Origin of the sequence: Aquihabitans sp. G128 (genome assembly GCF_019048865.1) — a bacterium.
Taxonomy (GTDB): domain Bacteria; phylum Actinomycetota; class Acidimicrobiia; order Acidimicrobiales; family Iamiaceae; genus Aquihabitans.
In genome coordinates this window covers 406426-429830 of the sequence record NZ_CP077604.1, presented here as the reverse complement: position 1 = coordinate 429830, position 23405 = coordinate 406426, and the positions used below count along the sequence as shown (strand labels likewise).

The 23405-nt window shown below is 70.5% G+C and carries 25 protein-coding genes and 1 pseudogene; 9 read left to right on the top strand and 17 right to left on the bottom strand.

Annotated elements, in window-relative coordinates:
* The first annotated feature begins 48 nt into the window (after nucleotides 1-48).
* Together KSP35_RS01975 and KSP35_RS01970 are read left to right on the top strand one after the other, a co-directional pair.
* Nucleotides 49-1977 carry an NAD(P)/FAD-dependent oxidoreductase gene (locus tag KSP35_RS01975; RefSeq protein WP_216998572.1) on the top strand — a complete coding sequence of 643 codons (1929 nt, stop codon included), beginning with the start codon at nucleotides 49-51 and terminating at the stop codon, nucleotides 1975-1977.
* Entirely contained in the window at nucleotides 1974-2564 is a 591-nt protein-coding gene (locus KSP35_RS01970) for a TetR/AcrR family transcriptional regulator (RefSeq protein ID WP_216998571.1), read from the top strand. Before KSP35_RS01975 ends, KSP35_RS01970 begins: the two co-directional genes overlap by 4 nt.
* Before the next feature lie 2 nt (nucleotides 2565-2566).
* Here KSP35_RS01970 and add read toward each other — a convergent pair whose 3' ends face one another.
* The 6 genes from add to KSP35_RS01940 form a co-directional block, all read right to left on the bottom strand.
* The gene (add, locus tag KSP35_RS01965) at nucleotides 2567-3616 is read right to left on the bottom strand and encodes an adenosine deaminase (RefSeq protein WP_216998570.1); all 1050 of its coding nucleotides are present in this window, start codon (nucleotides 3614-3616) and stop codon (nucleotides 2567-2569) included.
* 117 nt (nucleotides 3617-3733) lie between these two features.
* The gene (locus tag KSP35_RS01960) at nucleotides 3734-5170 is read right to left on the bottom strand and encodes a multicopper oxidase domain-containing protein (protein WP_216998569.1); all 1437 of its coding nucleotides are present in this window, start codon (nucleotides 5168-5170) and stop codon (nucleotides 3734-3736) included.
* Nucleotides 5171-5306: 136 nt separating this feature from the next.
* Nucleotides 5307-6437, bottom strand: coding sequence for a GAF domain-containing protein (locus KSP35_RS01955; RefSeq protein ID WP_216998568.1), 1131 nt, complete (start codon nucleotides 6435-6437; stop codon nucleotides 5307-5309).
* Between the two features lie 43 nt (nucleotides 6438-6480).
* Nucleotides 6481-7161, bottom strand: coding sequence for a response regulator transcription factor (locus KSP35_RS01950; protein ID WP_305853095.1), 681 nt, complete (start codon nucleotides 7159-7161; stop codon nucleotides 6481-6483).
* A gap of 63 nt (nucleotides 7162-7224) precedes the next feature.
* Nucleotides 7225-7785, bottom strand: coding sequence for a dihydrofolate reductase family protein (locus tag KSP35_RS01945; RefSeq protein WP_216998567.1), 561 nt, complete (start codon nucleotides 7783-7785; stop codon nucleotides 7225-7227).
* Nucleotides 7786-7918: 133 nt separating this feature from the next.
* A complete protein-coding gene (locus KSP35_RS01940; RefSeq protein ID WP_216998566.1) occupies nucleotides 7919-8881 on the bottom strand; it encodes an LLM class flavin-dependent oxidoreductase in 963 nt (320 codons plus the stop codon).
* A 122-nt stretch (nucleotides 8882-9003) separates the two neighbouring features.
* Between KSP35_RS01940 and KSP35_RS01935 the strand changes: the two genes are divergently transcribed.
* Nucleotides 9004-9867 carry an LLM class F420-dependent oxidoreductase gene (locus tag KSP35_RS01935; RefSeq protein ID WP_216998565.1) on the top strand — a complete coding sequence of 288 codons (864 nt, stop codon included), beginning with the start codon at nucleotides 9004-9006 and terminating at the stop codon, nucleotides 9865-9867.
* A gap of 18 nt (nucleotides 9868-9885) precedes the next feature.
* On the opposite strand, the gene KSP35_RS01930 is transcribed toward KSP35_RS01935, so the two are convergent.
* Nucleotides 9886-10647, bottom strand: coding sequence for a VOC family protein (locus KSP35_RS01930; protein WP_216998564.1), 762 nt, complete (start codon nucleotides 10645-10647; stop codon nucleotides 9886-9888).
* A 78-nt stretch (nucleotides 10648-10725) separates the two neighbouring features.
* Nucleotides 10726-11559: an LLM class F420-dependent oxidoreductase gene (locus KSP35_RS01925; RefSeq protein WP_216998563.1), complete on the bottom strand. Its 834-nt coding sequence runs from the start codon at nucleotides 11557-11559 to the stop codon at nucleotides 10726-10728.
* A 404-nt stretch (nucleotides 11560-11963) separates the two neighbouring features.
* Here KSP35_RS01925 and KSP35_RS01920 point away from each other — a divergent pair, with 404 nt between their 5' ends.
* Nucleotides 11964-12362 carry an AlpA family phage regulatory protein gene (locus KSP35_RS01920; RefSeq protein ID WP_216998562.1) on the top strand — a complete coding sequence of 133 codons (399 nt, stop codon included), beginning with the start codon at nucleotides 11964-11966 and terminating at the stop codon, nucleotides 12360-12362.
* Entirely contained in the window at nucleotides 12362-13894 is a 1533-nt protein-coding gene (locus KSP35_RS01915; protein ID WP_216998561.1) for a tyrosine-type recombinase/integrase, read from the top strand. Before KSP35_RS01920 ends, KSP35_RS01915 begins: the two co-directional genes overlap by 1 nt.
* Nucleotides 13895-14149: 255 nt before the next feature.
* On the opposite strand, the gene KSP35_RS01910 is transcribed toward KSP35_RS01915, so the two are convergent.
* Both KSP35_RS01910 and KSP35_RS01905 read right to left on the bottom strand, forming a co-directional pair.
* Entirely contained in the window at nucleotides 14150-14344 is a 195-nt protein-coding gene (locus KSP35_RS01910; RefSeq protein WP_216998560.1) for a hypothetical protein, read from the bottom strand.
* 430 nt (nucleotides 14345-14774) lie between these two features.
* The gene (locus KSP35_RS01905) at nucleotides 14775-15311 is read right to left on the bottom strand and encodes a helix-turn-helix domain-containing protein (RefSeq protein WP_254126935.1); all 537 of its coding nucleotides are present in this window, start codon (nucleotides 15309-15311) and stop codon (nucleotides 14775-14777) included.
* 78 nt (nucleotides 15312-15389) lie between these two features.
* Here KSP35_RS01905 and KSP35_RS23860 point away from each other — a divergent pair, with 78 nt between their 5' ends.
* A complete protein-coding gene (locus tag KSP35_RS23860) occupies nucleotides 15390-15716 on the top strand; it encodes a YciI family protein (RefSeq protein WP_254126934.1) in 327 nt (108 codons plus the stop codon).
* Between the two features lie 65 nt (nucleotides 15717-15781).
* Here the strand turns inward: KSP35_RS23860 and KSP35_RS25450 are convergent.
* The 3 genes and pseudogenes from KSP35_RS25450 to KSP35_RS01890 all read right to left on the bottom strand — a co-directional run.
* Nucleotides 15782-16033 (bottom strand): annotated as a pseudogene (locus tag KSP35_RS25450) (FAD-dependent oxidoreductase); the annotation flags it as partial.
* Complete coding sequence (locus KSP35_RS01895; protein ID WP_216998558.1) at nucleotides 16030-16272, bottom strand: hypothetical protein; 243 nt, start codon at nucleotides 16270-16272, stop codon at nucleotides 16030-16032. The gene KSP35_RS01895 and the pseudogene KSP35_RS25450, both read right to left, overlap by 4 nt.
* Before the next feature lie 29 nt (nucleotides 16273-16301).
* Nucleotides 16302-17069: an SDR family oxidoreductase gene (locus KSP35_RS01890; protein WP_216998557.1), complete on the bottom strand. Its 768-nt coding sequence runs from the start codon at nucleotides 17067-17069 to the stop codon at nucleotides 16302-16304.
* Nucleotides 17070-17283: 214 nt separating this feature from the next.
* On the opposite strand from KSP35_RS01890, the gene KSP35_RS01885 reads away from it, so the two are divergent.
* Complete coding sequence (locus KSP35_RS01885; protein WP_216998556.1) at nucleotides 17284-17739, top strand: carboxymuconolactone decarboxylase family protein; 456 nt, start codon at nucleotides 17284-17286, stop codon at nucleotides 17737-17739.
* A 10-nt stretch (nucleotides 17740-17749) separates the two neighbouring features.
* A complete protein-coding gene (gene sigJ, locus KSP35_RS01880; protein WP_216998555.1) occupies nucleotides 17750-18628 on the top strand; it encodes an RNA polymerase sigma factor SigJ in 879 nt (292 codons plus the stop codon).
* Between the two features lie 630 nt (nucleotides 18629-19258).
* On the opposite strand, the gene KSP35_RS01875 is transcribed toward sigJ, so the two are convergent.
* From KSP35_RS01875 to KSP35_RS01865, 3 genes are all read right to left on the bottom strand, one after another.
* A complete protein-coding gene (locus KSP35_RS01875; RefSeq protein ID WP_216998554.1) occupies nucleotides 19259-19666 on the bottom strand; it encodes a hypothetical protein in 408 nt (135 codons plus the stop codon).
* A gap of 111 nt (nucleotides 19667-19777) precedes the next feature.
* Nucleotides 19778-20224 (bottom strand): hypothetical protein, encoded by a 447-nt coding sequence (locus KSP35_RS01870; protein ID WP_216998553.1) that lies wholly within the window; start codon nucleotides 20222-20224, stop codon nucleotides 19778-19780.
* A gap of 114 nt (nucleotides 20225-20338) precedes the next feature.
* Complete coding sequence (locus tag KSP35_RS01865) at nucleotides 20339-21091, bottom strand: hypothetical protein (RefSeq protein WP_216998552.1); 753 nt, start codon at nucleotides 21089-21091, stop codon at nucleotides 20339-20341.
* A gap of 127 nt (nucleotides 21092-21218) precedes the next feature.
* Here KSP35_RS01865 and KSP35_RS01860 point away from each other — a divergent pair, with 127 nt between their 5' ends.
* Entirely contained in the window at nucleotides 21219-21542 is a 324-nt protein-coding gene (locus KSP35_RS01860; protein ID WP_216998551.1) for a helix-turn-helix transcriptional regulator, read from the top strand.
* A gap of 68 nt (nucleotides 21543-21610) precedes the next feature.
* On the opposite strand, the gene KSP35_RS01855 is transcribed toward KSP35_RS01860, so the two are convergent.
* Entirely contained in the window at nucleotides 21611-23290 is a 1680-nt protein-coding gene (locus KSP35_RS01855) for a phage/plasmid primase, P4 family (RefSeq protein WP_216998550.1), read from the bottom strand.
* Nucleotides 23291-23405: the final 115 nt, after the last annotated feature.

Sequence of the window (23405 nt, the reverse complement as noted above, 5' to 3'; positions counted from 1 at the left end):
TGCCCGCCGACGGGGCCCGGAGGGCGCCGACGACCCCAGGGAGCAGCCATGCGCAACCCGCACGCCGGCGAGCCGTTCACGTCCTCCGACGACGAGATCGCGGCCGCCCTGCTCGACGTGAGCATCCCCACCCTCATGCTCTCGCTGGTCCACCTCACCGGCGACCCCGAGCTGATCCGCGGCCACCTGAAGCCCGCCGGCCTGTTCCTCAACGAGGTCCAGGGCTACATGACCGAGGAGGACAAGACCGAGGTCCGCGCCCTCGCCCTCGATCGCATCCGCGCCTACCGCGACGCCGGCTGCCCGGAGCCCGAGCCCATCTCCGCCGAGCTGCTGCACGAGATGATGCGCTGGCTGGTGGTGGAGGACGTGCCGGCCGAGTACGTGCCGATGCTCATGGAGGAGATGGAGCTCGACGGCACCGACGCCCGCCAGCTGCCGCCGCCCGCCGACGTCGAGGCACGCGAGGCGTTCCCGGTGGTGGTCATCGGCTGCGGGCAGTCGGGCCTGCTGGCCGGCATCCGCCTCCAGGAGGCGGGCATCCCGTTCACCATCGTCGAGAAGAACGCCGGCGTGGGCGGCACCTGGTGGGAGAACAGCTACCCCGGCGCCCGGGTGGACGTGGGCAACCACTTCTACTGCTACAGCTTCGAGCCCAGCGACCACTGGACCGAGTTCTTCGCCCAGCAGCCCGAGCTCCAGGCCTACTTCCAGGGGGTGATGGAGAAGCACCGCATCGACCAGCACGTGCGCTGGGAGACCGAGGTGCTCGGCGCGGTGTGGGACGACGCCACGGCCACCTGGTCGGTCCGCACCCGCGCGGCCGACGGCACCGAGGACACCCTCGTGGCGCGGGCGGTCATCTCCGCCGTCGGCCAGCTCAACCGGCCCAACACCCCGGACATCCCCGGCCAGGACGACTTCGCCGGGCCGGCCTTCCACTCGGCGCGCTGGGACCACGACGTCGACCTGGCCGGGAAGCGGGTGGCCATGGTGGGCGCCGGGGCCAGCGGCTTCCAGATCGCGCCCACGATCGCCGAGGAGGTCGGCCACCTCACCGTGTTCCAGCGCACCGCCCAATGGATGTTCCCGAACCCGAACTACCACGAGACCGTGGGCCCCGGCGTGCGCTGGGCCCTTCGCCACCTCCCCTTCTACGGGCGCTGGTACCGGTTCCTCATCTTCTGGCCCGGCTGCGACAAGGGCCTCGAGGCCGCCCGGGTCGACCCCGACTACCCCGACCAGCAGACCGCGGTGAGCGAGGTCAACGAGCTCACCCGCCAGATGTTCACCGACTGGATCACCAGCCAGGTGGGCGAGGACCCCGACCTGGTCGCCAAGGTCGTGCCCGACTACCCGGCCACCGGCAAGCGCACGCTGCAGGACAACGGCAGCTGGCTGCGCACCCTCACCCGCCCCGACGTCGAGCTGGTCCGCACCGGCATCGACCACATCGAGGCCGACGCCATCGTCACCGTCGACGGCGGGCGCCACGAGTGCGACGTGATCGTCTACGCCACCGGCTTCCACGCCGCCAAGCTCCTCTTCCCCATGGACGTCACGGGCCGCGACGGGGTCGACCTCCGCACCATGTGGGGCGAGCGCCCAGCCGCCTACCTCGGCATCACGGTGCCCGGCTTCCCGAACCTGTTCTGCATGTACGGGCCGGGCACCAACCTGGCCCACGGCGGCAGCCTGATCTTCCACTCCGAGTGCCAGATGCGCTACATCTCCCAGTGCCTCGAGCACCTGATCGACGAGGGCGCCCGAACCCTGGAACCGCTCCAGGAGCGCTACGACGACTGGCACGCCCGGTCCCAGGCCGAGATCAAGACCCTGGTGTGGTCCCAGCCGTCGGTGAAGCACTCGTTCTTCAAGAACGCCCACGGCGAGATCCACGGCCTGAGCCCCTGGCGCATCGTCGACTACTGGGCGTGGACGAAGGAGCCCGACTGGGCCGACTTCGACGTGCGGTGAGCGACCCCGCCGAGGTCGAGCCGGTCGGCACGCGAGACCGGCTGCTGGCCGCTGCCGAGACCTGCCTGCGCCGAGACGGCATCCGCCGCACGACCATGGTCGAGATCGCCAACGAGGCCGGCGTCTCCAGGGCCGGGCTCTACAAGCACTTCCCCGACAAGGCGGCGCTGGTGGTGGCCACCCTCGCCCACACCGACGAAGCCTTCTGGGCCGACGCCACCACCAAGGTCGCCGCGGCCGACGGCCTGGCCGCGCGGGTGGCCACCGCCGTGCTGATCGCGGTGGAGCACCAACCCGGGGCCCTGCTGCTGCGGCTCCAGGACGAAGAGCCCGACGCCTTCGCCGCCACGGTCGGCTCCGGCCTCAAGGCCATGGTCCCGGGCATGACCCCGTTCTGGCACCCGTTCATCGACGAGGCCAAGGCCGCCGGCGAGGTGCGGGCCGACCTCGACACCGCCCGCGCCGCCGAGTGGGTGCTGCGCCTCGTGCTCTCGCTGGTGACCATCCCCGGCGAGTCGGTCGACCTCGCCGAGCCGGCCAGCGTCCACGCCTTCGTCGACGAGTTCCTCCTCGCCGGCCTGCGCTGAGCTCAGCCGGTGACGCCGTGGCGGGCGGCGTAGGCGTCGAGCTCGGCCAGGTAGCCGTCGCGGGCGCGGGGCGTGAGCCAGGCCACCTCGAAGGCGTTGCGGGCCAGGGCGAGGACCTCGCCGGCGTCGAGCCCGGCATGGGCGGCGAGGGCGGCGTAGTTCTCGGTCATGTAGCCGCCGAAGTAGGCGGGGTCGTCGGAGTTCACCGTCACCCGGACGCCGTCGCGGAGCAGGGAGACGATCTCGTCCGCCTTCATGTCGGCCGTCACGAAGCTGTTCGACACCGGGCAGCACGTGAAGCCGACGCCCCGCTCCTTGGCCTCGGCCACCAGGGCGGGCGACTCGACGATGTTGGTGCCGTGGTCGATCCGGTCGACCCCGATCTCCTGCAGGGCCTGGCGGATGTGCTCGATGCTGCCCTCCTGGTCGATGTCGCAGTGCATGGTCAGCTGCCAGCCCTCCTGGCGGGCGCGAGCGAAGACCGCGGCGAACTTGCTGGGCGGGTTGCCCCGCTCGTCGGAGTCGAGGCCGATCCCGATGATCCACTCCTTGTAGGGCAGCGCCTCCATCAGCGTGGCCATGGCGAACTCCGCCGACAGGTCGCGCAGGAAGCACAGGATGAGCTCACCGGAGATGCCCAGCTCGGCCCGGGCCCGCACGATGCCCTGCCGGTAGCCCTGGATGACCGTGCTGAACGGCACGCCTCGGCCGGTGTGGGCCTGGGGGTCGAAGAACATCTCCACGTAGCGGACGCCCAGCGACGCCGCCTTCGCCAGGTACGCGTAGGCCAGGTCGCTGAAGTCCTCGGCCGTCACCAGCACGCCCATGGCCGGGTAGTAGACGGCGAGGAAGCTGGTGAGGGAGTCGAACTGGTAGGTGGCCTCGACCTCCTCGACCGTGGTCTGGCCGATGTCGAGGCCGTTGCGCTGGGCCAGCGCCAGCTTGAGGTCGGGGGCGAGCGTGCCCTCCAGGTGGACGTGGAGCTCGCACTTCGGCAGGCCCTCGATGAAGGCGGCCAGGTCGGTCGGGGTGGAGGCGGCGGTGTCGGTCACGGCGCCGAAGCTACGACCGGTTCGGGCCGTGACGGCCGGTCGACACCGAGCGTTCACACTTCGTCACACTCGGCCGCGACGCCGGTGCGGCGCCCGCCTCTCCCGCCGACGGCCGCGCTACTGGACGATCATGGCGGTGACCATGCCGGTCAGGCCCTCGTCGCTCTCGGCGTGGCTGACGATGTGGCAGTGGAAGGCCCACGTGCCCACCTCGGTGGCGTGCACCAGGACGCTGTAGCGCTCGCCGGGGGCGATGAGGATCGTGTCCGCCTGGTAGGGCGAGTCGAGCGGGAACCCGTCCTTGGCCACCACCAGCTGCGGCTGGCGGTGCAGGTGCATCGGGTGGACCTGCAGCCCCTCGTTGAGGAAGTGGATCAGCACCCAGTCGCCCTTCTGCACCACGATCGGGGCGGTCTCGGGGAACGCCTTGCCGTTCAACGACAGGCCGATCACGCCGGCGTCGTTGAGCACCATGGGGATCTCCTGGGCCACCTTCACGCCCTTGGGCACGTCCATCGTCGTGAAGTGCTTGCCCTCGGGGAGCGGCACGTCGCCCACCTGGAAGATGGCGAACAGGCCGTTGACGATGGCCACCTGGCCGTGCATGTGGGCGTGGTACATGCCGAGCTCGTCGTGGTCCGGCGCCGTGAAGGCGTAGGTGAAGGACTTGTAGGGCTCGATGTAGTCCTGCGTGATCGGGGCGACCCCGTCCATCGCGTTCGGGACGCTCACCCCGTGCCAGTGGACGTCGGTGCTGATCGGGAGGTCGTTCGTGACGTGCACCTCCACCTTGTCGCCCGGCTCCACCCGCAGCCACGGCCCCGGCACCCGACCGTTGTAGGTCCAGGCCTTGACGACCTTGCCGGGGCTGACCTCCCAGTCGGTGATGGCGGCGGTGAGGTCGAAGCGCTTGGTGCCGTCGGCCAGCACGGTAGGGGCCAGCTTCTCGTTGCCGGCCTCGATGGTGCCGGCGCCGTATCGCTTCGCGTAGTCGAGGAACTCCTGGACCCCGCCGGTCATGGCCTTCTCCATCCGCTCGTTCATGGCTTTGGCCTCCGGGTCGCTGCCCTCCATGGTCGACACGTCCATGTTCGAGTGGTCCATGCCGGCCATCTCCTCGGTCTGGGCCGCTGCCTCGGTGGCGCTGGCCGTGCCGCCGTCGGACACCACCAGGGTGCCCTTCATCCCGGAATCCTCGTGGCCGGCGATCTGGCACGAGATGGCGTAGGTGCCGGGCTTCAGCTTCGAGACGTCCAGCGTGGACGACGCCCCGGCGGCGAGGTCCGCCACCTTCAGCCCGGTCCCGTCGACGGAGAGGTTGTGGACCATGGAGCCGTTGTTGGTGACGGCCAGCGACCCGCCCTTGGGCACGGTCACCGCCGACGGCGTGAGGGCGAACTCGCTCAGCGAGATGGCGACCGGCGCAGCGGCGGCGGTGGCGGAGGGGCCGGAGGCGTCGCCGCGGCCGGAGACCGCCACCGCCGCGATCATGAGGGCGAACACCGACGCCGCCAGGGCGAACCGGGTCAGCAGGGTCTGGTTGGGAGCGCTCATCGTCGAGCCTTCTGTGGTGGGGATGGGACCGGTGCCCATCGTCCGCCCCACGTCCCACCACCCGGCAGGGCCGAAGGTCCCGAACCCCTGCGACCCGCGTCACCTCGGCGCTGCCGCGCCCTCGGCGGGCCGGCGGTCAGCTGACCGGCGAGCTCCAGCGGACCCGGGTGCCGCCCTTGGGTCGGGCGGTGACCGCACACGTGCCGCCCCGGGCCGCGGCCCGGGTCCCCATGTTGGCCAGGCCGCGGCCACCGAGGCGACGATCGCCCGGCCCGTCGCCGGCGTCGTCGACGGTGAGGACCAGCTCCCCGTCGGCCACCACGACCGCGACGGCGGCGGACGGCGACGACGCGTGGCGGGCGACGTTGGCGAGGGCCTCCCCCACCACCGCCACGGCGTCGGCGGCGAGGTCGTCGCCGACCGCGGAGTCGATCGGCCCGTCGAAGTGGAACGCCGGCGAGAACCCGAGGGCATCGGCGAGCTCGCCGCCCAGCTCCACCAGGCGGCGCCGCAACCCGGTGGCCGCCACGTCCGGCGGGTGCAGCTCGAAGATCGACGACCGCACCTGGCGCACCACGGCGTCGAGCTCGTCGACGCAGGCCTGGATCCGCTCCACCACCTCCGGCAGGGGCTCGGCCAGCCGAGCGGCGCCCTGCAGGGTGAGCCCGGTGGCGAACAGCCGCTGGATCACGGTGTCGTGCAGGTCGCGGGCGATGCGGTCGCGGTCCTCGACCACATCCAGCTCGCGGACCCGGGCGTGCAGTCGGGCCTTCTCGATGGCGGTGCCGGCGGCGGCGGCGAGCGCCACCGCCAGCTCCTCGTCGACGTCGGTGAACACCTCGCCGCTCTGCTTGTCGGTGAGGTACAGGTTCCCGTAGGCGGTGCCGCCGACCACCACCGGCACGCCGAGGAACGAGGTCATCGGCGGGTGGCGCGGCGGGAAGCCGAAGCTGTCGGGGTGCTCGTTGAGGTCCGGCAGCCGCAACGGCCTGGGATCGGCGATCAGCAAGCCAAGGATGCCGTGGCCCTTGGGCAGGTCCCCGATCTCGGCCGAGGCCTCGGGGTCGATGCCGACGGTGATGAAGTCCGACAGGTGGGTGCGGGTGGGGTCGAGCACGCCGAGGGCGCCGTAGCGGGCATCGACCAGGTCGACCGCGGTCTCGGTGAGGCGCCGCAGCACGACGTCGAGCTCCAGGTCCGAGCCCAGGCTCATCACCGCATCGAGCAACCGGCGCAGCTGCTTCGGTCCTGCGTAGCCCGAGCTCATCGCGACGAACCGTACACGGGCACCCCTCACGGCCCTCCGAGGGCTACCGCTGGTGGCGGGCGGCGTAGACGGCCGCCTCGGTGCGGCGCTTCATGCCCATCTTCATGAGCAGGTTGGACACGTAGTTCTTGACCGTCTTCTCGGCCAGGAACAGCCGCTCGCCGATCTCCCGGTTGGTGAGCCCGTCGGAGAGGAGCAGCAGCACCTTGCGCTCCTGCTCGGTGAGCGAAGCGATCCGGGGATCCTCGGCGGGGCCGCGCCGCAGCCGTTCCACGGCCCGGGCGGCCATGGCCGGGTCCATCAGCGAACCGCCGGCCGCCGCCGCCCGGATGCCGGCCACCAGCTCGTTGCCGCGGATCTGCTTCAGCACGTAGCCCGCCGCGCCGGCCACCACGCTGTCGAGCATGGCCTCGTCGTCGCTGAACGAGGTGAGCATCAGGCAGGCGACCTCCGGGTGCGACGAGCGCACCTCACGGCAAACCTCGATGCCGGACCCGTCGGCCAGCTGCACGTCGAGCACGGCGACGTCGGCCCGGGCCCCGGGGATGCGGGCCAGGGCCTCGGCCACCGAGCCGGCTTCGCCGACCACGGTGATGTCGCCCTCCAGCTCCACCAGCTCGCGGACGCCCCGACGGACGATCTCGTGGTCGTCGAGCAGGAACACCCGGATGGGCCCGACCCGGTCGGTGCCCGCTTCGGTGGATCGGGCTTCGGCGCTGGTCACCCGCCCATCGTCGCCGGTGCGGGATCCCCGCACCAGGGCCGAAGGTCCCGACGGCCCGACGGGTCAGCGGAGGACGTCGAAGACCTGCTTCTGGACGCCGTTCGAGTAGACGTCGTGCTCCACCAGCTCGAGCTTGGTGGCGTCCTTGTCGGCCTCGCTGAAGAGCCGCTTCCCGGCGCCGAGCAGGAGCGGGAAGACCAGCAGGTGGTAGCGGTCGACGAGGCCGGCGTCGGCCAGGGCGGCACCCAACTGCCCGCTGCCGTGCACGGCGATGGGCCCGCCGTCGGTCTCCTTGAGCGCTGCGACGTCGTCGATCGAGCGCAGGATCGTGGCCGGCCACCGATCGTCGTCGGACTCGAGCGTGGTGGAGACCACGTAGCGGGGCATGGCGTTGTAGCCGGCGAACTCGTCCATGGTCGGCCAGACCGGAGCGAAGTCCTCGTAGCTCTTGCGGCCGAGGAGCAGCGCGGCGGTCTCCTCCTGCTCCCGGCCCTTGATCTCGTAGGCCTCCGGGACGAACTCGACGTCCTTGAAGGTCCAGCCGGCGTTGCGGTACTCGCCGCCGCCGGGCTCCTGCATGACGCCGTCGAGGCTGGTGAAGGCGGTGATGATGAGGGTGCGCATGGTCTGCTCCTGCTCCTGGGTTGGTGGGTGAGGACCGTTCCTCACCCTCTCCACGAACGGCCCCGCCCGGGATCGACACGATCGACGAACATCTTCTCCGATACCTCGCACCGTCCCGTCCGGGCGGACCGGTTCAGCCCGGCGGGGCGGCCCACCCGCCGAGGGCGCGCAGGGCCGGCAGCACCTCGGCGCCGAGGCGGGCGATCTGCTCCCGGGCCGCCTCGGGCGACACCCCGGCCTGGAAGACCCGCACGTTCAGGGCCGTGCAGCCGGCGGCGCCCACCTGCGCGTGCAGGCGAGCCGCCACCTCGCCCGGATCCTCGTGCGCCACCATCCCGCCATCGGTGGCCCAGTGGGCCTGCGCAGCGGCCGGCGCCGCGGCCCGGTAGCGGTCCATCTGGGTGCGGATCGACTCGCCCGGCGGGGTGCCCACCCAGGCACGGCGGATGAGGGTGCGCCCCGCTCCCCCGGCCTCGGCGTGGGCGGCCGACACCTCGGCGGCCCGGTCGATGCTGACGATCGAGTCGAAGAGCAGGCCGACCCCCATGCCCGCCGCCCGGCGGGCGGCCACCGGCCCCTGGGCCGCGCTGGCCACCGGGACCGGGCGCTCGGCCAGCGCCGCCACCGCCGGGTCGCGCGCCAGGGTGCCCTCGGCCCGACCGGCGAGCGCGGCGGCGACCTCGGACAGGGCGGTGCGGAAGCGCTCGCTGCGCTCCTCGAACGGCACGCCGGCCAGCGCGAAGTCGGCCTCGACGGCGCCGGTGGCGAAACCGACACCCACCCGGCCCGGGAACCGCTGCGCGGTCCAGGCCAGGTCCTCGACCACCTGCGAGGAGGGCCGCAGCACCAGCAGCATGGGCGACGGCGCCGCCCACGCCTCGTCCATGGCGGCGAGGGCCCAGGTGGCGGCCAGCAGCGGGTTGGGCAGGTAGTTCGGGAAGCCGCCGTGGTGCTCGCTGGTCATCACGCCGTCGAAGCCGCTCTGCTCCGCCAGCCGGGCCTGGGCCGCCAGCTCGGCGGCGACCTCGGCAGGGGCGAGGTCGTGCGGGTAGAGCCGCAGCGACACCGAGCCCGCTCCCAGCGGTGCGACGACCATCGCCGCATCCTTGCCCAGCCGGCCGCCCGACGCAGCGGGCCCGCCCGCCGCCATGCTGGGGGCCGGCCGTCGCTCCACCCGGGCGCCTGAGCCCTCCCCCACCAGCACCCCTTGGAGCCCCCATGCGCATCGGCGTGATCTTCCCGCAGACCGAGATCGGCGGCGACGTCGGCGCGGTGCGCGCCTACGCCGAAGCTGCCGACCAGCTCGGCTTCACCCACCTCCTGGCCTACGACCACGTGGTCGGCGCCGATCCCGCCGTCCACCAGGGCTGGCGTGGCCCCTACGACGTGCGCACCACGTTCCACGAGCCGCTGGTGCTGTTCGGCTTCCTCGCCGCCATCACCGACCTCGAGCTGGTGACGGGGATCATCATCCTCCCGCAGCGCCAGACCGCCCTGGTGGCCAAGCAGGCGGCCGAGGTCGACCTGCTGACCGGGGGCCGGTTCCGCCTCGGCATCGGCGTGGGCTGGAACCCGGTGGAGTACGAGGCGCTCGGCCGGTCCTTCGGCGACCGCGGCCGGCGCAGCGGCGAGCAGATCGAGCTGTTGCGCCGCCTGTGGACCGAGGAGTCGGTCACCCACGACGGCCCCAGCGAGCAGGTCACCGGCGCCGGCCTGGCCCCGCTCCCCATCCAACGGCCGATCCCGATCTGGATCGGCGGCAGCTCCGACGCCGCCTACCGCCGGATGGGTCGCCTGGCCGACGGCTGGTTCCCCCAGGTCACGCCCGGCCACGGCCTCGAGGAGGCCCTCGACGTGATCGCCGCCGCCGCCCGCGAGGCGGGTCGGGACCCGGCGTCGATCGGCATGTCGGGCCGCCTCTCGTGGACCGTCGGTCAGGCCGAGACGGCCGTGCGCCAGGTCGAGAGCTGGCGCGCCGCCGGGGCCACCCACCTCGACCTCAACACCATGGGCACCGGGTGCGCGACCGTCGACGACCACATCACCGCCCTCACCGACGCCGCCTCGACCCTCGGCCTCTGACCGGGGCCGGTCTGCCGCCTACGAGGCGGGCAGGACGCAGAGCTCGTTGCCGTCGGGGTCGGCCAGGAGCACCCGGCCTCCGCCGCCGTGGCCGGAGTCGGTGCGGGTGGCCCCGAGGGCGACGAGCTGGTCGACCGCCGCCTGCTGGGCGACGCCGATCGCCGGCGCCAGGTCGAGGTGCAAGCGGTTCTTCGGCGGCTTCGGCGCCACCGGTGGCCCGCCCCAGGAGATGATCGAGCCACCGCCGGGGGCGCGGATGGCGGTCTCCTCGTCCTGGTCCCAGATCAGCGGCCAGCCCAGCGCCGCGCTCCAGAACCGCCCGACCGCCTCGGTGCCGTCGCAGCTGAGCGCACCGAGGCGCGGGCACCCGGCCAGGAACCGGTTCTCGGGCCCGATCAGGCAGAGCTCGTTGCCCTCCGGGTCGGCCAGCACGACGTGGTCCTCGTCGGGTCCCTGACCGACGTCGAGGTGGGTGGCGCCCAGCCCGAGCAGCTGGTCGACGGAGCCCTGCTGGTCGGCCAGCGACGCGGTGGTCAGGTCGAGGTGGATGCGGCCCTGGCCGGGTGGACGGACCGGGGCCGGCAGGAACCGGATCCGGAACGACGTCGCATCGGTGGGCACCAGCTCCACCTCGCCCTCGACCTCGTCGCCCACCTCCCAGCGCAGCGCGGCGGCCCAGAAGCGGGCCAGGGCCGGCGGATCGTGGGCGTCGAAGCCCAGCGCAGCGAGCCGCACCCCCGGCTCGCTCGGCGTGCTCGGACCGTTCCCTGCCGTGGCCATCGGCCCACCCTGCCACCGTGGCCCCGCACGCGGGGCACGGGTTCCGGGCGGCGGCCGCGCCTGCCGGCGCGGGTCCGGTCAGATGCCGGCGACGGCCTCGGCGATGGTCTCGAGGTCGGCCGGGCTGTGGGGCGGCGGCAGGTAGACGATGCCGAGGTCCAGGCCGGCGGCGGCGAACGCCTCGGCCTGGCCGGTGAGCAGCCCGGGGTCGTTGCGGTCGAGGTGCAGGTGGGCCGAGGTCATGATCTCGCCCGGGTCCCGGTCGAACGACGCGCAGTGCTCGGCGATCACGCCCTTGAGGCGCACGTACTCCTCCACCGGCCCGCCGACGTAGTTCCAGTGCTGGGCCACGCGGGCCACCGTGCGCAGGGTGCGCTTCTCGCCGCTGCCACCGATGCAGATCGGCGGGTGGGGCGTCTGGATGGGCTTGGGCTCGCAGTACGCCTGGTCGAGCTCGTAGTGCTCGCCCTGGAACGTGGTGCGGTCCTGGGTGAGGAGGCTGACGATCACGTCGCAGGCCTCGTCGAAGCGGTCCATGCGGTCCTTGATGCCGAGCAGGTCGATGCCGTAGGCGTCGGCCTCGTCGGTGTTCCAGCCGGCGCCCAGGCCGAGCTCGAGGCGACCGTGGGAGATGTGGTCGAGCGTCGCCGCCATGTTGGCCAGCACCGCCGGGTGGCGGTACGGCACGCCGGTCACCAGCACGCCGACGCGCAAGCGGCTGGTGGCCTGGGCCAGCGCGGTCAGGGTGAGCCAGCCCTCGAGGCAGGGTCCGCTCCGGTCGCTGAAGATCGGCTCGAAGTGGTCGAAGGTCCACCCGGACTCGAACACGTCGATGTCGTCGGCCGCCTTCCACACAGCGAGCATGTCGTCCCACGTGGTGGACTGCGGCGAGGTCTTGAAGGCGAAGCGCATGGCGCCAGTCTGGCGGCCGCCGCGCCGATCCGGACGTCGCTCGGGCACCGACCCGGCAAACGCCCCTGCGCAGCGGTGGGGCGCGGCCAAAATGACGAAACCCCCTGCGTAGCAGGGGGTTTCGCTCCGAGCGGACGACCGGATTCGAACCGGCGACCCTCACCTTGGCAAGACCCGTGTCACTGGGGCGTTTCCCCCGCTCAGAGGGGGTGGAACGAGGGGGTTTCCCATAGGTATCCCATAACCGTCCGGGGGTCGGCCCAGGGCGCAACGACGTCGATTGCCGGTGCGGACACGCCCCGGACGGGTCCTGTCCATGCCGATCACGCTGCTCGGGGGGAACCGAGCCCACCACTGCCCCACCCACCGCCACGCTCCTCACGCTCGTCGATGCCGCAGCGCTCATGAAGCTGGGCCGAACCGCAGCCCGGACTGCGCTGTCGTCTGCCGGCGCCCCGGTGCCCGTCCGGCTCTCGAAGCGCACGGTGCTCTGGCACCGCTCCGAGCTCATCGCCTGGCTGCGCTCGTTCCAGTCCACTCCGTCAAACTCGGTCGAGGGTGCTGAGCTCATGTCGTTCCGCGAGGTCGCCTCGATGGTCGGCCTGAGCCGCACCGCTGCCCGCGAAGCGCTCGCCCGTCCCAACGGCCCCTGCCCGGTCCGCCTCAACGCCCGCGCTGTTCGCTACTGGGACACCGACATCGCCATGTGGCTCGAGACCCGCCGCAACCCGGCCCTCGGCCGCACCTCCGCTCCCAGCCCCGCTCGCCGGGTCGGCGGGCGTCCGCGGAAGGCCATCGTCTGATGGCCGCCACGACCGAGGGCACCGCCAAGAAGCGGACCCGCAAGCCGCCCATCGCAATCATCGACACCTACGACAAGCCGGTGCGGGTCACGGCACCGACCGAGGGCCACAAATACTTCCGGGCCAGCTACTACCTGCCGGGCGACGCTCGCCAGAAGACCATGGACCTCGGCAAGGACAGGGCCGCCGCCCTGGAGGACGCCCAGGCCTTGGCCGACCAGCTCAAGTCCGTTCAGCGGCTCCCCCACCCGGAGCGGAAGCGCGTCACCTTCGGCGAGCTGCTCGAGGACTACCTCAGGGTCGAGAACCACGAGGGCGACTGGAACGTTCGTACCAGCGTCGAGAAGAACGAGGACCTGGTCCGCCGGTTCGTCACCGCCGAGGTGCGGGCCATCCCTGTGGCACAGCTCAGCGACGCCGACATCCAGTCCCTCATCAGCGACGCCAAGCGCCTGGATGAGACCGACGAGCGGCCGCTCGCCCTCTCGTACCTCAAGACCCTCCGGGCGATGCTCGCTGCCATCGTGACCTGGGGGCTCGATGAGTCCTACTTCCTTCCTGGGCAGCTGACTGGGAAGTACAAGGTTCCGAAGTCGGCTGAGACCTCCGTCGAGGTGGCGATGCGGGAAGGTCTCGTGGACCGGTCCGAGCGGGACGAGAACGGTGAGGTCCCTCATGGCGAGAGCGACGAGGACAACCCGGAGTTCCGGGTCAACCGGCTGAGCCTCCCGGGCTGGGACCGCATCAACCAGGTGGTGGCGTGCATCGAGAGCACCATCTACCAGCTGCTCGTGCTGTTCGGAGGAGCGACGGGGCTTCGATTCGGTGAGTGCGCTGCGCTGCGCTGGCGCGACATCGACGTCCACGACCGAACCATTCGGGTGGCTCTTCGGGTCTCGGAGACGAACCGTGGCCACAAGTCCATCGGCCTTCCGAAGGGCGGGAAGAAGCGAACCGCGGCCTATCCGGCGTTCCTGCAGGAGGCCGTCGTGGCGCGGGTCAACGCCGCTCGGGAGGAGGAGGCCCGGGCCGTGGCAGCGGCGAAGGCTGCCGGTCGGGAGTTGACCCCGGAGGACATGCTGCAGGTGGGCCTGCTGTTCCCCGCTCCCGGGGGCGGCTGGATCTCCAGGTCGAACTTCCACGGACGGGTGTGGATGAAGGCACGAAAGGCGGCCGGGTGGCGTGCGGGGTGGACGTTCCACACGCTGCGTCACTGCGCTGCGGTGTACATGTTGTTCGACCTGGGCATCGACGCCATCGACGTTGCAGAGGCACTCGGGCACGCGGATGTCGGCACGACGCACCGCATCTACTGCCAGGCCCGGGAGGGTGTGCCGCGTCGGGTCGCCGCCGCGATGAACGACACCGCTGACCCGTGGACCACTCCCCCCGCCGGAGCCAGTGATTCCGACGGCAGTCGCTCACCCGCCGACGACAGCGGCCGCATCAGCCTGACCGAGCGGCTCGGGTGTCGCACCGTTGTCGCCACCGTGCCCGTATGCCGTCACCCCCCCTTCCGCTCCGACGGGTAGCGGGCTGCGCGAACCGATGGCGGCCTCTGGGCCGCAGCGCTAGGGGCCTGACCACCGCCGGTCACAACCTGCGCTCCGCCTACGTCGAGCCCTTCTGACTTCGTCGCTGATCCGACCACGTCTCTGACGTTGTACGAGTCTCACCCGGGTTTCTTGCATCCCGTGAGACCGAGATTGCGTCAGTCTCCGGCCGATCTTGCACCGGTCTCACATGTTCAGTCCGGCGCCGCCGGCAGCTGACCTGGCTCGGCCCAGTCAGAATCCGCGCGCCCGGGCGAAGGCGTCGCCGTCGTGGGTCCGGGGTCCCCTTGCGAACTTGAGGTCGTGATGGGCGGCGGCGTGCTCGACGAGCCTGCTGGCGATGCCCGTGCGCCTACGCCGCTTGACCGTGTGAGCGAACTCAAGGTTGCCGTTGGAGACGACGATGAATGCTGAGAGCAGCCCGGTCACGACGGAGCCGGACGAGCGCTCGGGCTCCCACCACCCGATCCAGGTCCCGGACTCCTCCGTCGGCGGGAAGTCCCACTTGGCTTCTCGCCGGTGTGCCTTGGCCAGGGGTAGCCAGCCGTAGGGCTGATCCGGCTGAGGGTAACTCGTCGTCGAAGTCGTCTGACTCGCCTACGACGATCTGAGGCTCCCAGTTCCCGTCCCAGCCGGGCAAGCGACGAGCGAGGGCGGAACCAACCTCGGCGGTGACCGACTCGTTCAGCTCGGCCCACATGAGCGCAACGTGGCGACGGGTGCACTCCAGATCGGCCCAGTCAGGGTCGTCTTGCACCACCCCGGCCAGTCCTGTCCGAGCAGATCGACCTGGCCCTGTCGTCGGTCCGGGCCCTCACCCCGGGAAGGCGAGAGCCTCAGGGGTAGCTGGTTCGGGCGTTCACACGGTGCCTGGCGGTCCGCTCTCGGTGGTGCCGCCGAGGGCGTCGAGCGTGTCGAGGATGCCACTGCCGGTGGGGTGGGCCTCGTGGCCGAGGTGGATCGCTCGCAGTTCGTCCATCAGCTGCGCTTGGAGTTGATCGCCGCCGTCAGCGAGATACCTGGCTCGGCGGGCGAGCTCGGGTGCAGCGGGAAGCCAGCGGGACCCCCACGAGCCCAGCTCGACCATGAGCGGAACGAGCTGGATCGCCGCTTCGGTCAGGAAGTAGTTCACGCCCTGCCGATGCTCGGGATGAGGCCGGCGGTCGAGCAGACCCGCATCGGTGAGCTTCTTGAGTCGCGACGCGAGCACGTTGGTGGCAATGCCCTCCAAGGAGTGTCGGTGAAGCTCCCGGAAGCGCGTGCGCCCACCGAACATCACGTCGCGCAGCACCACGAGGCTCCAGTGGTCGCCAAGGAGCTCCGAGGTGATGTTGATGGGACAACCAGACCGGACCGTCTGGACGACGAGCCGGCGGGGGCCATCTGCTTGCGACACGCAACCAGTGTAGCTACGGTGACTCCGCTTGCAGATCGCAAGCAGATGACCGCGACAGCCACGACGGAGACGACGACCATGGCGAAGTTCCTGACCACCGGGTACGGCGACCAAGCCGGCTACGACCGCACCGACCAGGCGGTTCGAGACGCTGCCCATGCGCACGACGACCGCCTCCGAGCGGCAGGGGCCACGATCGCCATCGCCCGGACGCCGGTCCAGGTTCGCAACCACGACGCCGCAGGAATCACGCTGACCGAGGGCGCGTACATGGTGTCGGATCTTCCCATCGCAGGCTTTGCCATCATCGAAGCACCCACCTTCGAAGACGCGGTCGAACTGGTCGCGCACACGCCCTGCGCCGTCGCCCAGGGCGTCGTCGAGGTCTGGCCCCTCGGCGATTGAACAGGCGCACCGGGCTTCGCCGCTGATCCCCGGCAGGTGCACGGCGCCGCAGGCACTCGAGGGCGGTCCGACAGGAGGCACCCCTCCTTGATGGTGTCGGCAGCGTGCTGCTGCCAGGAGTCGTCGGGGTCCATGGTCCCCAGCGCAGCGTTGATCCCGCCCGCGGCGAGGCTCGTGTGCGCGTCTTCGCGGGGGCGCTTGCCCAAGACGAGCACGTCGACGCCGCGCTCGGCGACCTCGATCGCAGTGCGCAATCCCGATCCGCCGGCCCCGATGACGAGCACGGTCGATGCAAGGGTGCGGCCCCGGCTGGTCATCGCAGCACCGTGGGGACGTGCTCGAGGACGGCTGCGGCTTCGCCAGCGTGGGTGTACTCGGCCAGGATGACCTCGCCGTCGTAGGTCGATCGACCGTAGACGACCCAGAGCCCCTCGCTCAGCACCGCCTCGCCATCGACTTCGTAGCCCAAGGCGACCAGTTCGCAGAGCCTGGCGATGTCGAGGTGGAGATGTGCGGTGCTGATGTGGCCCAGTTCTGGCGGCAGGTTGATCTCCATGCTTCCCTCCTTCGTCGGTGCGGTTGAACTCAGCGGTTGGCGAGCCAATGGGTCAGGGTGGTGGTCCCGCGCTGGGCGTGCTCGCCGGGCACGAGGGTGGTCTGCTCGATGGGGAGGCCGAAGTAGCCGACGGTCGGGTCCTCGACGATGTCGAGGTCGCGGTCCTGGTGAGACAGGACGGTCCGGACCAGGTCGGCGAAGGACATCCGCTGGGGGCCGCCGACCTCGCGGATCTCGTTGAGCGGGGTGCCGGTCGCGATGCCAGCGAGGATCTCGACGAGCTCGGCGGACGCGATGGTCTGGACCGAGGCCACGGGGACGCGGGCTTCGCCTTCGGCGATGAGCGAGTCGGTGATGCCCTCGGCGAGCTCGTGAAACTGGGTGGAGCGCACGATGGTCCACGGCAGGCCGGATGCAGCGGCGGCGGCTTCCTGGGCGAGCTTGCCCCGCATGTACCCGGCGACCGGGGCGACGAGGTCGGCGCCAACGATCGACAGCACGACGTAGTGACCGACACCGGCAGCGGCGGCCGCGCCGGACAGGTTGGCCGAGGTCTGCTCGAAGAACGCCTGGGCCGAGTCGTCGGGGGTGGCGGAGTTGACGACGTCGATCACGACATCGGACCCCGCGAGCGCCTCGTCGAGCCCTTCGCCGGTCAACACGTCGGCCCGCGTTTCCTGGGAGACCTCGACGATGCGGTGCCCGGCGGCGGTCAGGTTCCGGACGAGCTGGGATCCGATGAGACCGGTCGAGCCGATGATGGTGACGGTCTTCGTGGCGGGTTCGGTGGGGGTCATGGCGGTGCTCCGTTCGGGTGGTGTTCGCTTGCAACCACTCCTGACGGGACGGCCCGGTCGTTCGTGACGGACGACGCCGGTCTCCACTCACGGGGCTGCTCCGCCGGCCGTCGCCGGCACCGCAGACCGGTCGTTCCGACGGGGCCGTCACGTACCGTCGGGCTGTTCCGTCAAGTGGGTGCATCAGCGAGATGCCCCCACGGAAGGAACCCCGATGTTCGAGCGCATGAACCCCCACAAGACAGCCCCCGAGCTGCAGAAGCCGATGTTCGCCCTCACCAAGCACATCTCCGAGCACATCGACCCGGTGCTCTTCGAGCTCGTGAAGCTCCGGGCGTCGATGATCAACGGCTGCGGCCACTGCGTCGACATCCACTCGAACGACGCCCTCGAGGCCGGCGAGAGCACCGCCCGCCTGTTCGGCCTCAACGCTTGGTGGGAGCACCCGATGTTCACCGACAAGGAGCGCGCCGCCCTCGGGCTCACCGACGCCGCTACCCGCTTCGGCGAGCACGGCGTACCCGACGACGTGTTCGACGCCGCACGTGCCCACTTCGACGACCGCGAGCTCACCTACCTCGTTGCGGGCATCGGGCTCATCAACATGTGGAACCGCTTCGGCGTGACCTTCCAGGTCACCCCGCCCAGCGCCCTCGCGCACGCCGGCTGACGGCCCCGTCGTGGATGCCGCCGAGCTCGACCGCATCGCCCAGCAGGAACGACCCCGCCTCATCGGCCTCGCCTACCGCATGACCGGGTCTCGCAGCGATGCCGAGGACATCGTGCAGGACGCGTTGCTGCGAGCGCACCGCGCCCAGGTCAGCGACATCGAGTCCCCGGCGGCGTACCTCACCACCATCACCACCCGACTGGCGATCGACCACCAGCGATCGGCCCGGGTCCGCCGCGAGTCCTACGTGGGCCCGTGGCTGCCCGAGCCGATCGCCGCGGACCCTGCTCCCGACGCCGCCGCCTCAGCCGAGCTCGCCGACACCCTCTCCATGGCGTTCCTCGTCGTGCTCGAGACCCTCACCCCCGACGAGCGCGCCGTCCTGCTCCTCCACGACGTCTTCTCGTACCCCCACGCCGACATCGCCGAGATGCTCGGCCGCACCGACGCCTCCTGTCGCCAGCTCCTCCGCCGAGCCCGCCAGCGCATCGACGCCGAGCGGCCTCGAGCCGCCGCCGACCCCGCCCAGCGCGACGAGGTCCTCCACCGGTTCCTCGACGCCTGCGAAGGCGGCGACATGGACGCTTTCCTCGCCCTCCTCACCGACGACGCCGTGCTCACCGTGGACGGCGGCGGTGAGATCAAGACCGCTGCCCGCCACCCCATCCGCGGCGCCGGCCGCGCCGCCCGCTTCCTCGCCTTCGTCATGGGCCGCCTCGCTGACGGCGGGCGCGTGGAACCCGTTGCCCTCAACGGCGGCCCTGCCGCCCTCGTCACCGCCGCCACCGGCGAGATCATCGGCGCCGTCTTCATCGAACCAGGCCCCGACAGGGGCGCGGCAGAGATCCGCTGGGTCCGCAACCCCGCCAAGCTCACCGACCTCCGCTGATGAACCAGACCAGTTTGCGGAGACCATCGGACCCACAGACGGCGCCGGGCTCATCCTCACCTCGACGCTGGCCGGGTGGTGGGCCGACCCGGCCGCTGCTCCCGCCATCGCCGCTGCCGCCATTGACCTCAGCGCCGCATCGGTGCGTACCTGGCTCTACGTACGCATGCGGCGGGGCGGGTTGAGCGCCGTCGGCGTCACCGGCCGGCACCGGTGCAACGTTACGTAGAGGGCCGGCGAGGCACACTGGTACGAGGAGCAACATGAGACCGAACCGCAAGACCACGAACGGCGAGTCCCAGACCGACAGGGCGCTCGACGCTGCGATCTCAGAAGCAGCGACCTCGACACCGATCGCCCAGCTGCTAATCGAGCAGGGACGCTCTGCGGTCTTCATGGAGAACGGTGCCATGATCTACGTGCCGGCAACCGGTGCTGCCCGGCCTGAGGGACCCCAGGGGAGCTGAGAGCCCCTCGAAGCTTGGCCGCGGCCAGCGCAGGCCGAACGAGGCTGTCAGTGGCCCTGGGCAAGATCGGCCATGTTCGAAACTCGCACCCCCGCCCCCACCCCGTCACCGGCATCTGCAAACTCGGGAGACGGCTGGCGCGACCTGCGCGAGGAGATCGTCCTCAGGCGTCGCTGGGTGCGCCCTCGCCGAGAAGCTTGCGCGCCAACAGGGCACCGACCTCCGGGTCCATGCCGTCTTCGAAGCGCACGGTCAGCACGTTGAAGGCTCGCCGTGCCGTCTGAGGAAGCGTTGCGATGGCCTTGTGCCATACCTGACCGGCCATCTGCCGTGCGTGAACTGCAGCTGCGTAGGTGACGGCAGCGCTCAGGGGACCGTTCTCACGGCGAAGACCAGCACCCAGGACCGTCAGCATGCTGGTGCCATCAGCGTTGGCGCAGACGGCGACCGTAGGTGCGCCCGGGACACCGCCCGCCGCCACCGGCACGTAGCCGTCGGGGATCGTCGAGAGCCACTCCTGGATCGTGTGCTTCATGGCGTCCGCTTCGGCCCGGTTCAGCTGCTTGGTCATGCCACCGACGGTGCGTGCCCGGATGGCTGGCGCATTCGGTGTCGACGACGATGCCAGGCGTGTCTCCGCAGCGTTCTCGACGGAGACGACGCAGCCGGTGGTGTCGGCCGCTCACGTTCCCATCCGCAGGCCGGGCGATTCGTACCGGCCGAAGAGGACCAGCGCCTCTCGAGCTCCCCGGGCGACGTCGACCCCGGTGCTGTAGCGGCTTACGAGGAAGTCGACGATGCAGCACCCTTCTGGCGTCATGAGCGCAAGCGTGTCCTCCCACACGTAGCCAACGCGGCGACCAGCGAGAACGGCAGCTACATCGACTGCCGCAGCGTGAACTGGCCAACCTGTGCCGGGATCGTCCTCGCCCTCGAACAGCTGCCATGCCTCAGGTCCAGTCCGATGCCATGGCGCTCTGAGGCCCATGGCGTGCTCCCAGTCCGTGAAGAGCTCGAGCTCCGGGTCCGCAGGCACCGTGCACTTCACCAGCGGCAGGTACCCGGCGGGCATCTCGGGAATCCACCCTTCCACGACCCGCAGCCGTCCGATGTGTCGATGGTCGTCCATGCCCCGAACGGTGCTGAACGCCTCGAGGTCTGCACATGCCGAGCTCACGGCAGCCCGCCTCATCTGGTCAAGGGGTCTGCGACGGACACGAGAGGTTGCTCGGCTTTGCGCCCCCTACTGGTCTTGCGAGCCGCCACCGCAGCCCGGGTTGCCCGGGCCAAGTTGAAGCGGGCCGACCCAGCGGTCGATGGCGTCGACCTTGGCGCTTGCCGCGGCCGCGAGCACCTGCTCCGTGACGATGTCAATGCCGACCGAGTAGCCGAGGTTCCCCGTACGGACGGTGACTGCTCCGCCGCCGGTTCCTATGAGCTTCAACAACCTGGCGACATCCTCTGTAGCGGAGATCTCAAGGCGGAGCGCTCCGCCGGGTCCACGACAGGCGCTGAGCGGCTCGATGTCGCAATCGAGCAGATCGCACACGAGATCCGCTGCGGACACGTCGATCCGCTGCCCGTAGGAGCCATCTCGCACCCACGCCACGTTGTGACCCCTCGGACACAGCACGGATCGGGGCTCTAGCGGCAGCAGAAGCAGTCCGGCCCGCCGAAGGAGCACGCCTGCGGGCAGCGACGCCGCCGCATCCTCTACGGCCTCGAGCTCACGAACCGTCGCTTGCTCAACATCCCGGATCCCAGCGTCATGCGCTGCTTGACGAATCGACTCGGCGAGCTCCGCAAGGTCGCCCGCCGATGCCTGGCCGACCTCGACCACATGGGCCTCTCGCCCGAGTCTGTCCACCATCGTCAGCGCCGAGGTCCGGCCGCGATGCTCCGCTCGAGGGTCGAACGAGAACCACACGGGCGTGCCGACCCCCGCTTCGCCAAGCGCTGCAACCAGCGTTCTGGACGTGTCGACTCCTGCCTCCATCCCTGCCACCGTAGGGTCAATCCATCGACGTTGCTCGTAGGGTAGAAGGGACAGAAGGGACAGGTTTCGTGTCCCGAATCGGTACCAGGCAACGGGTTCAGTCCCAGCCGCTGCCTATGCTGGTCGCATGACGCAGCGTCGAGGAGTACAGGGACCACCGAAGGTCTACCTCCAGACCGGCGTGAGTTGGCCGAGCCGGCGCGTGCGGGCCCGAGAGAGCGCACCCATCCGTCGTGCCGTGATCGTGTCGGCCGAGATCTCTCAACGACTTGCCGAGGCGCTCGAAGGCCGCAGCATCACAGCGACGGCCAAGGCCGCTGACGTTGCCAGGACGACGGTTTACGACCTACTTGCCGGGAACTCATGGCCCGATGTCGTCACGATCATGAAGCTCGAGGAGGCCCTTGAAGTCACCCTGTGGGCTCCGTCGGTCGGGGCGGCGGCTCGCTGACGTCCGTCGTCGTCGACACTGCGACCGCCATCCCGGGCCGCCAACCATCGGCGACCCGGGGGCGACGTTCAGAAGACGGGGTCGCCGGGAGCCGCTACGTGCGGTACGCGCACTGAAAGGCCCTTCCAGATTCGCCGCTTCCCGTCCGCGGACTTCCCCGGTTCGAAGCCTCGTGTCTTCAGCTTGCGGCTGAACGCGTTCTGGGTCCACGGGCGGAACCCGTTGGCGTTGGCCCAGTTGGCGTAGGCGGCGTAGAGGTCGCTTGTCGAGACTCGCTCGCCGACCGCCACCTCGCAGGCGTCGGTGATGAAGGCGCCGAGGACGTCCATCGAGGCCCGGTAGTCGGCCGTCGCGGCCTCGACCGCAGCACAGGTCCCAAGCCCGAGGCGCTGCCACTCGAGGCACCCTTGGACCATCCAGTCGAGGATCGCCGTGCGTTGTGTCAGCAGTTTCGCCGGCAGTGTCGGATCGGGTTTGGCGACTCGCCCGGGAGCCGGGATCAGCTTGATGCGGCGCCAGATGCCGTCGTCGGTGGAGCTGACGACGGGTGGGTGGTTGGTGGCGATCACGATCTTGGCCGTCGGCCGGAACTCGAAGGGCGCTTCTCGAATCCGACGGGCCCGGATGGTGTCGCCACCGGTGAGCTGCTTCACGAGCGCCTCGGACAGGCGGGCACCCTCGTCTACCTCCGATGCGACCGCGAACCGCTTGGCCTCGAGGTCGGCGAGCCCATAGTTGGTGTCTCCGATGGCGCCCTTGGCGATGAGCAGGTCGGAATCGAGCTGCACGGAGTAGTCGGGTCCGAGGATCTGCATGATCGTGTTGAGGAAGACGCTCTTGCCGTTGCCGCCGGGGCCGTACAGCACGAACAGGGCATGCTCCCGGACCACCGCGGTGAGGCAGTACCCGATGAAGCGCTGGACGTACGCGATGAGCTCCTCATCGCCTTCGAACATCTGCTTGAGGAATCGCTCCCAGGTCGGCGACCGCTCCGCAGGAGAGGTGGGCTTGTACAGCGTCGGCGCCATTCGGTCGATGAAGTTGTTCGGCGAGTAGGTCAGGCCGGTGCCGGTCTCCAGGTCGATCGTGGAACTCTTGGTGTTCAACAACCATGGGTCGTAGTTCCAGACGCGTCCCTCGGCTCGGATGGCTTCGTCACCGGCTGCCAGCTCGACCATGGCAGACAACGAGCGTCGACTTGCGACGCTTGCAGCCTCGCGCCGCGCCTTCGCATCGCCGGAGGCGGCCGCCTCCCGCTGGATGTGCGCAGCCGTGACCCTGGCGTACTGCGTGAGTTCAGCCTTATCGAGCTTGACCCAGCGGTCGTCTGCCCAGGCCATCCAGCAGCCCCGGTCCGGTCGGTAGCGAAGGTGGCCCCGGTGGTCGGCGACGAATCGGCGGGCGTTGGAGTCGTCGGTGATCGCATCTGGGACCTCGAGGCCGGCCAGGACCCAAGTCGGGCTGGTGGTGCTCTCGCGCAGCTGGACGTCTCGCAGGTCCTGGCCCTTCGGGCTCTCTGCTGGACGAGCTGAGAACAGCGCCTGTTGGAGGCCCACGCCCAGCTCGCTGCCGGACTCGAGACGTTCGTGGGCCGCCGGTCGGATCGCCCAGCCATCCCGGCTGCTGTCCCGAGGCTTTCGAGGTCCGAAGCGCACCTCAGGATCAGCAGGAGCATCGAGGTCGGTGGTGGCTGCATCGACCGCCTCTACGGGTTCGGTCGGGCTCACCTCCTCGTTCGATCCGTCCATCGATCCGTCCTGGTGAACGCTCACGGTGATCCGTATGCCTCTCTCGGTCCGTCGATCGCCCCGCCGTTCGACGAGCCGAAACCTGTCCCTAGTCCAACAACTTCGGTTCGTCAGG